This window comes from Limnoraphis robusta BA-68 BA1, assembly GCF_034932365.1.
Taxonomy (GTDB): Bacteria; Cyanobacteriota; Cyanobacteriia; order Cyanobacteriales; family Microcoleaceae; genus Capilliphycus; species Capilliphycus robustus.
In genome coordinates this window covers 1-8,092 of record NZ_JAYGHR010000117.1, presented here as the reverse complement: position 1 = coordinate 8,092, position 8,092 = coordinate 1, and the positions used below count along the sequence as shown (strand labels likewise).

General features: G+C 42.6%; 7 protein-coding genes and 1 pseudogene. 5 read left to right on the top strand and 3 right to left on the bottom strand.

The genetic code is table 11. The annotated features are described in order from the left end of the window. Positions 1–485: pseudogene (locus tag VB836_RS30025) on the top strand (hypothetical protein); the annotation flags it as partial. A 108-nt stretch (positions 486–593) separates the two neighbouring features. Here VB836_RS30025 and VB836_RS30020 read toward each other — a convergent pair. After that, a complete protein-coding gene (locus VB836_RS30020; protein WP_323225186.1) occupies positions 594–1,472 on the bottom strand; it encodes an Rpn family recombination-promoting nuclease/putative transposase in 879 nt (292 codons plus the stop codon). Positions 1,473–1,663: 191 nt separating this feature from the next. Here VB836_RS30020 and trpD point away from each other — a divergent pair, with 191 nt between their 5' ends. Next, entirely contained in the window at positions 1,664–2,737 is a 1,074-nt protein-coding gene (gene trpD, locus VB836_RS30015) for an anthranilate phosphoribosyltransferase (protein WP_323225184.1), read from the top strand. Positions 2,738–2,982: 245 nt separating this feature from the next. Here the strand turns inward: trpD and VB836_RS30010 are convergent, their stop codons facing one another. Next, positions 2,983–3,324, bottom strand: coding sequence for an antibiotic biosynthesis monooxygenase family protein (locus tag VB836_RS30010; protein WP_046281465.1), 342 nt, complete (start codon positions 3,322–3,324; stop codon positions 2,983–2,985). Positions 3,325–3,397: 73 nt separating this feature from the next. Further along, positions 3,398–4,177 (bottom strand): ABC transporter permease, encoded by a 780-nt coding sequence (locus VB836_RS30005; RefSeq protein WP_323225182.1) that lies wholly within the window; start codon positions 4,175–4,177, stop codon positions 3,398–3,400. Between the two features lie 52 nt (positions 4,178–4,229). Here VB836_RS30005 and VB836_RS30000 point away from each other — a divergent pair, with 52 nt between their 5' ends. The 3 genes from VB836_RS30000 to VB836_RS29990 all read left to right on the top strand — a co-directional run bounded on the left by VB836_RS30000 (position 4,230) and on the right by VB836_RS29990 (position 7,708). Further along, complete coding sequence (locus VB836_RS30000; RefSeq protein WP_323225180.1) at positions 4,230–5,375, top strand: DegT/DnrJ/EryC1/StrS family aminotransferase; 1,146 nt, start codon at positions 4,230–4,232, stop codon at positions 5,373–5,375. Between the two features lie 135 nt (positions 5,376–5,510). After that, positions 5,511–7,187, top strand: a complete 1,677-nt coding sequence (locus tag VB836_RS29995; RefSeq protein WP_323225178.1) for an ABC1 kinase family protein — start codon at positions 5,511–5,513, stop codon at positions 7,185–7,187. Between the two features lie 122 nt (positions 7,188–7,309). After that, positions 7,310–7,708 (top strand): hypothetical protein, encoded by a 399-nt coding sequence (locus VB836_RS29990; protein WP_200906201.1) that lies wholly within the window; start codon positions 7,310–7,312, stop codon positions 7,706–7,708. The last annotated feature ends 384 nt before the right edge of the window (positions 7,709–8,092 follow it).

Genomic DNA, 8,092 nt, shown 5'->3' with positions numbered 1-8,092 from the left:
TTAATATTCGTCCTTTGGAAAGTGCCGAATTAGCAGTTTTACAATCTCAAAATAGTATTATTAATGCTGCTGGAGAACTTTCTATTGATGATACTCTCAATTTTGACCCGCCAGAATCAACTCAAGTTGAAGTTGTTGACCCTGCTGCATTAATCGCTCAAGACCCCTGCAAACAAAGAGGAGACAGTCAATTTATTATTACTGGACGAGGCGGTATTGCATTCAACCCAACTCAAGATTTATTTGCAGTTCCCGAGTTAGAATTGTCTCTGATTGAACCTGTGACTCCTTCAGTTAATCGTTCCTCCCAACGTCGTCAACAACAATCGAAAAAACGGGATAATCATCCGATTGATTCTAGAACTATTGTTCCGGCGAGGGGTTGGATAAGAGATGAGAAAGGAGACGTTATATTAGTGGGTTATGACCCAACAAAAACGGGAGTTCAGCGTCAACCTCCAAATCCTCAAATTTGTCAACCCTAGAGGTAGAAGCCAAAAACCCGGTTTATTTGACAATACACATCATCTAGAGCGAGGAATACTTAGAAGAAACCGGGTTTTTTTAGTCTCTACTGTCAACCCTAGCACCTTTTATTCCCTTAAATTTTCCTGTAACCAGTTTGTCAAATCTTGCAAAGATGAAAAATCTAGCAACACCTCGGCTAACATCTCCAATTGTTCTAAGGAAAGTAATTCAATTTGAGAACGAATTTGAGGATTGATTTGATTAAACTTTCGAGCAAGTTGACGTAGGATAAGCACTCGCTCTCCCTGCTGTCTACCATCTTCTAATCCTTGTCGTCTACCATCTTCTAATCCTTGTCGTCTACCATCTTCTAATCCTTCTTGATAAACTCGGGTTTGCTTGGAGTCTGTTGCTAATTCCAACATCTGAATAATCTCCTGACGAGTCAATTGTGGAAACTTATAAACCATTGTCGTTTCTATCAATTCCATGATAACTTCTACAGGAAGTTGTGTGGCTTGTTGAGCCTGAGATAACAACTGCTTGGCTTTGTTGACTGCCGTTTCCTGGGGTTCTAGAATTAATTCTACAACGCCCAACTCAACCGATGAACCCGAAAGTTCATTCAGATAGATACGCTGAACTTGAGAACTCTCTAACAGCGTTCGGTAGAGATGGGTTTCTTCAGGTTCTAGGCTAATATTAGGATAAATTGCCACGGCTTGCCAGTTTACTGTTGTTGGATTTTGTGCTAAGAACAAAAACACTTCTGCAAACAGTCGATGATACAGTAAGGGATCTTTTTGAAACTGAACTTCTACAAAATAAACCGTTGGGTTTGTGGCTTCCGGTGGCGGTAAAAATACGCCATCAATACGGAAAGCGGTTTGCTTCAGTTCAACAGATTGAAATTGATACCCCTCCTGAGTGGGTTGACCAATTAGCTCGAAGAAAATAGCCGGAGCCGTTTGGAAGATGCGGTAAAAAAGCGAGTCTGTTTTCACGCTTGTTCGTAGAATTACCTCTCCAAATATTATAGGGTAAAATGGGGGTTTATTCACATTTTGGGCGCAAGCCTTGCGTCCCTACATTTTTTCCATCCACAACATTGAGATTATTCACAAAAAAAGTACCCCGTTAACGGTACAATTAATCATCAGGTTGTCAAAATGCCAATGAGTATTAATTATTACGAATGACTGTCATTTCTTCCCCCATCCAAGATAGCAACTTCTGGCCGAATTTACTGCAACAACTCCTCGACCGGGACTCCCTCTCTATTTCCCAAGCCTCAACGTTGATGGAGGGATGGTTAAACGAGGAAATTCCCCCGGCACTTTCAGGTGCAATTTTAATAGCCTTGCAAACCAAAGGCGTCTCCGCAGAAGAATTAGCAGGAATGGCTTCTGTATTGCAGTCTCAGTCGGCTATTTCTTCGACCATTGTGGCCAATAGACCAAGTTCTCCCTATCGAATTATTGATACTTGTGGGACGGGGGGAGATGGCGCTTCTACCTTTAATATTTCAACGGCAGTGGCTTTTGTAGCGGCGGCGGCGGGAGTTCCTGTGGCGAAACATGGGAACCGTTCCGCTTCGAGTAAAGTGGGTTCTGCGGATGTTTTAGAAGCGCTCGGAATTCAATTAAATGCACCTTTTGAAAAAATTACTTCAGCGTTAACAGAAGTCGGAATTACCTTTCTATTTGCACCGGGTTGGCATCCCGCAATGAAAGCCGTTGTTCCCCTGAGAAAAACCTTAAAAGTGCGAACCGTTTTTAACCTTTTAGGGCCGTTAGTGAACCCTTTAAAACCATCGGGTCAAGTGATGGGTGTTTATGATCCCAATTTGCTCGAAACCATTGCCGAAGCCCTCGGAAAATTAGGGTTAAAATTAGCAATTGTATTACATGGACGAGAACGACTTGATGAAGCCGGGTTAGGAGATTTAACCGATTTAGCAATATTATCAGAAAACAAGGTGGAAAAAGTCGAAATCAACCCGGAAGAATTGGGGTTAACTTCAGCAGACATAATGGCTTTAAGAGGCGGAGAAGTTGCCGAAAATGCAGAAATCTTGCAAAATGTTTTACAAGGAAAAGCAACCCAAGCTCAACAAGATGTGGTTGCTTTAAATGCGTCTTTAGCCTTACAAGTGAGCGGTTTTGTTCCCATCGGCGATCATGTTTCGGGACTGTCTATTGCTCAAGATATTATCAGCAGTGGTGCCGCTTGGTCTAAACTCGAACAACTGGTAAAATTCCTCAAGTAACGTGCATTGCGACTGGGGAAATTAACCACAAAGCCACTAAGACACGAAGATGTTATTACTTGGTGTCTCTGTGTCGAGCCTGTTTTTTCTTCTTTCTAGTTAACTGACCACAAAGACACGAAGACACGAAGATTTCCTCTGTTTGTGCCTTAGTGTCTTGGTGTTTTTTCTTCTTTAAACCTTACCTTTATTCAGGAGGCAAGCCGCAGCGTCCCTACTGATTTCTAGATTGTTGAAAATGCTACTCAACTTTCTTCAGAGACTAATTCTTGAGGATGAACTTCGCTACACACTTCATAAAAAGAGGTTTTGGGTGCTTTTGCAAATAGATGTGCCATTTCATTCATAATGGCTTCATAGACATCACTATGATTTTCATTCATATCTTCTAGATTTTCCCAGAAAATAATGGCAATTCCTTTATCGGTTCCGGGTTCTTGTAACAGATAAGATCCTTTAAAGCCTTTGGTATAAGTTGAAACGGCTTTTTCAAACAGTTGTTCGGCTTCATCAAATTTACCGGGTTTAAATTCACCGATCGCAACGTAGGCATATTGATGTTTAAGAAAATCTAAAAATTCTGACATTTTGAACCCACAATAATGAACATCACTGGCATTGTAGATTACCCGATCTGATCTGATTAAATCAAGCTGATCGTTAAAATTTTTGTAATTGTGCCTCTGGGTTGAAAAACTGGCGACAAATGCCCGCAGTTAAGACTAGGGTAGCAATTAAATTCGCCACTGCGATCGCCAACAGAATCAATATTTGATAGGACACGGCATCCAACGGATTCACCCCAACGAGCAACTGACCTGTTAAAATACCGGGAAGGGTTGCTATTCCGACAATTGTCATTGAGTTGAGCGTGGGAAGTAGCCCCGCCCGTATCGCTTCAGTCCGGTAGAGTTTCACCGCTTCAGTCGGAGTCGCCCCTAAACTCAGATGGGTTTCAATTTCTATCTGGGAACGGTTTAACGTCGTGACTAAACGTTCTCCGGCTATAGAAGCTGCATTCATGGCATTTCCTAAAATAGCTGCTAATAACGGTATCAGATATTGAGGACTATACAACGGCGTCGGTTGAATCACCAATAATTGAGCATAACCGACAATTAACACCGCACTCAACCCCAACGCCCCCCAAACCCAAGGGAAAAGTTTAGGGACTTTTTGGCTGATGCGGTTGCGGGTGACAACGCTAACCAGGGTTAACATCAACAGCCCAAAGGCTAAAATTAGCCAAGGGTTAGGTTGATCGGGATCAAGAACCACTGCTAAAACATAACCCGCAACGGCTAACTGTACAAGGGTTCGCAACGTAGCCAGGAGAAATTGCCCTTCTAAGCCTAATTGTTGCCAAAATGATATTGCGATCGCAATGGCAATTAGTCCCAATGCTAACGCCAAATCTGTAAAATCTAAGGGAATTAACAAGGTTATTGACCGATAACGGATAACTAATCTCTCATTTTAAGGTGGTGTGAGCGTGAACAAAATTCCTCCCATTGATCTCAGTCAACAGTACAAATTAATTGCACCGGAAGTCAGTCTCGCCGTTCAACAGGTGTTAGCCTCGGGTTACTATATTGGGGGATCGGAGGTTGCACAGTTTGAACAACAGTTTGGTGAATATATTGGGGTTTCTGACTGTATTAGCTGTAACTCCGGTACCGATGCCCTTTTTCTCGCTCTCCGCGCCCTTGATATTGGCCCGGACGATCAAGTCATCGTTCCCGTTTTTACCTTTATTGCAACGGCTGAAGTCGTGAGTGCAGTGGGGGCGACTCCGGTGTTTGTCGATATTGATGAAAATACTTTTAACCTCGATGTTAACAAGGTAGAAGCGGCAATTACTTCTAAAACAAAAGCCATTATTCCGGTACACTTGTTTGGTCAGTCGGTGAATATGACTCGCTTGATGGAGATTGCCAAAACTCACCAGTTAACTGTCATTGAAGACTGCGCCCAAGCAACCGGGGCGACTTGGGAGGGTGAAAAAGTTGGGGGTATTGGCGATATTGGTTGTTTTAGCTTCTTCCCGACTAAAAATCTGGGGGCTTGTGGGGATGGCGGCGCCCTGACAACCCATAATCGGGCGATCGCTGCTAAAATTCGCATGATTAAAGATCATGGACAATCGAGCAAGTATAATTCTGAAGTGGTTGGGATTAACAGTCGATTGGATGCCTTACAAGCGGCAATTTTGAACGTCAAACTGCGTTATCTTGATCAATGGAATGAACAACGCTGTCGCATCGCTCAACGCTATCATCAGCTTCTTGGGGCGGTTCCGGGTTTGATTCTTCCTGAAGAAGTGACTCCCGGACAAAGTGTTTGGAATCAGTATACCGTTCGAGTTCTTCAAAGACTGGGTGAGAATGGTTCTTCTTTTCTCTTTGATCGAAATGTTGTTCGCGCACAGTTAGCCGAACGGGGAATTAGTACGATGGTTTATTATCCAGTACCATTGCACTTGCAGGCACTTTACCAAAATTCAGGCTATCAAGCGGGTCAGTTTCCCGTTGCTGAACAACTGTCTCAGGAGGTGTTATCGTTGCCTATGTTTCCCGAACTGACAACTGTTCAACAAGACGCTGTGATCTACGCGATCAAGGATTGTTTGAGCCAATAAGTAAATTTACTTTCAATCTGGGTGTGTAGTTTTGTATACTGTTAATTAACAAAACGATAACAACAAGATAACATCCACGACAGCACAATCTGTCCACCCAGTTACAATTCAGCGTTCAAGAGGAAAAATAAAAGCGTGAGTCCACACCCATTCACATCTGAACGGTGTTATGACCCAGAAGCGATCGCCCAGTATTATCGCCGTCGTCCCTGGCAGGCTATTTGGCGGGCTATTACCGTAGTCTGGTTTTTTACAGGGTTTATTTTAGGTCTGTTTTGGGATCGATGGCGCCGACCCGAAGTTGAACATACACCGGAACGAGCGACTCAACTCCGAGAAATTTTAACTTATCTCGGCCCGACATTCATTAAAGTGGGTCAAGCCCTTTCCACTCGTCCTGACTTAATTCGCAAAGACTTTTTAGAGGAACTAACCCGACTTCAGGATCAGTTACCACCTTTCAACACTGAAGTGGCGATGGTAATTTTAGAAACAGAGTTAGATCGAGACATTGACAGCGTTTTTAGTCAAGTTTCTCCCGAACCTGTCGCCGCCGCAAGTTTAGGTCAAGTGTATCGCGCCCGTTTGCGAACTGGGGAAGAAGTCGCGATCAAAATTCAGCGTCCTAATTTAGTTCCCATTCTCACCTTAGATTTATATCTAATGCGATGGGCCGCAGGTTGGATTGCCCCTTGGCTACCGCTCAATTTAGGTCACGATTTGACCTTGATTGTTGATGAGTTTGGGGTTAAACTTTTTGAGGAAATAGACTATATCAATGAAGGTCGCAACGCCGAACGATTTGCTGCTTATTTTAGCGATGATCCGACGGTAAAAGTTCCTGAAATCTACTGGAAATATACCAGCACTCGTGTCCTCGTTCTCGAATGGATTAATGGGTTTAAACTCACCGATGTTGACAGTATTCAAGCGGCTGGTTTAGACCTCGATCATCTGATTTTAGTGGGAGTCACAAGCGGTTTGAGACAACTGCTAGAATTTGGTTTCTTCCACGCCGATCCCCATCCCGGAAATTTATTTGCAATGCCCGATGGTCGCATGGCATTTATTGATTTTGGCATGATGGATCAGCTAGAACAAGAGGTGAAAGAAACCTTAGTTGATTCGGTTGTACATTTGATTAATCGAGATTACAACGATTTAGCAAAAGACTTTGTTAAATTAGGGTTTCTCACACCCAAAACTAATATTTTACCGATTGTTCCTGCCTTAGAAAAGGTTCTGGGAAATGCAATGGGTGAGAGTGTTCAGGATTTTAATTTCAAGACGATTACAGACAGTTTTTCAGAACTGATGTATGATTATCCTTTCCGAGTTCCGGCGAAATTTGCCCTGATTATTCGCTCTTTGGTGACTCAAGAAGGAATTGCTTTAACGCTGAATTCCAGTTTCAAAATTGTTGATGTGGCTTATCCCTACGTCGCCCGACGTCTGTTGAAAGGGGAAACTCCGGCTTTACGTCGGCGCTTGATTGATGTACTAATAAAAGATGGTAAATTCAAGTGGCAACGGTTGGAGAATATGTTAGCGATCGCTCAGTCTGATCAGACTTTTGATATTCTACCAACGGCTCAATTGGGTTTACAATATTTACTGTCAGAAGAAGGAGAGTTTCTTCGCCGTCAACTGATTTTAGCCTTGACAGAAGATGATCGCCTTCATACCGAAGAGGTTCAACGCATCTGGAGTTTGGTTGGACATCATATTAAACCCGCTCGTTTATTTGATGTTGCTATGGGTGCGATCGCCGATTTTTCAACCGCCCAAGTCGCCGCTTTACGACAACAGTAAACACCGTTCATAAAATACAAGTTTAAATCTCAAGTTTTCAAATTTGGATTTAAAAAACCATTATCCCCTGTGATTTACGCAGGGGAAAAAAATGTAAATTAACCTTGGGGAACACAACCATTATGTATGAAATGTCAGATCCGCCTTACGTTGTTTTAGTGGTGGGTTTATTTGCTGGAATTACCTCTTGTACAGCTTTTATCACCACCCTTAAACAACTTTTGAAAGAATGGTCTAGCAGTCGTTCAACTCGCGCATTAGCCAATTTACGAGGGTTTCAATTGTTGTTTCCCTTTTGTGGAATTGCTGTCGGAATTGCTCTATTTTTAGCCTCATGTTTACAGGTTTTTACCTTTTCAGCAATGTTTTCTTATTCGTTTTCTATTCCTTTAACAGTATTAATGGCGGGGTTAGTTTGGTATCAGCTAACTCGGTTACTCATTCAATTAGAACAAAAAGGAGTGAAGGGAATTGATTTAGATGATCTCAGTTTAGGGAAAATCATTCCTCAAAAAGATTAATTTTTATAGCAAATTTTTCCCTCAAAGATGAAATACCATGATGCTTGTTAGTCATGTTTCTTGCTCCCTAGCCCCCCTTTTATCCCCCCTAGCCCCCCTTTTATCCCCCCTAGCCCCCCTTTGAAAGGGGGGAATTAAAATGGGGGAATTAGAATGGGGGAATTAAAATGGGGGAATTAAAATGGGGGAGAAATGATTTAAAGTCCCCCGTACTAATTAAAGCGAAGCCACCTCTGGCTTCCCCCAGCCCCCCTTTCTAAGGGCAGGGCCGTTTCGTTCTAAAATTTTGCGATCGCTAAACCTTTGATGGGGGGCAAGTTTTAGGCTCTATTTAAACAGAAAATATCAAAACTGTTGAAATAATCCTCCTTTTCTTTACAGAGA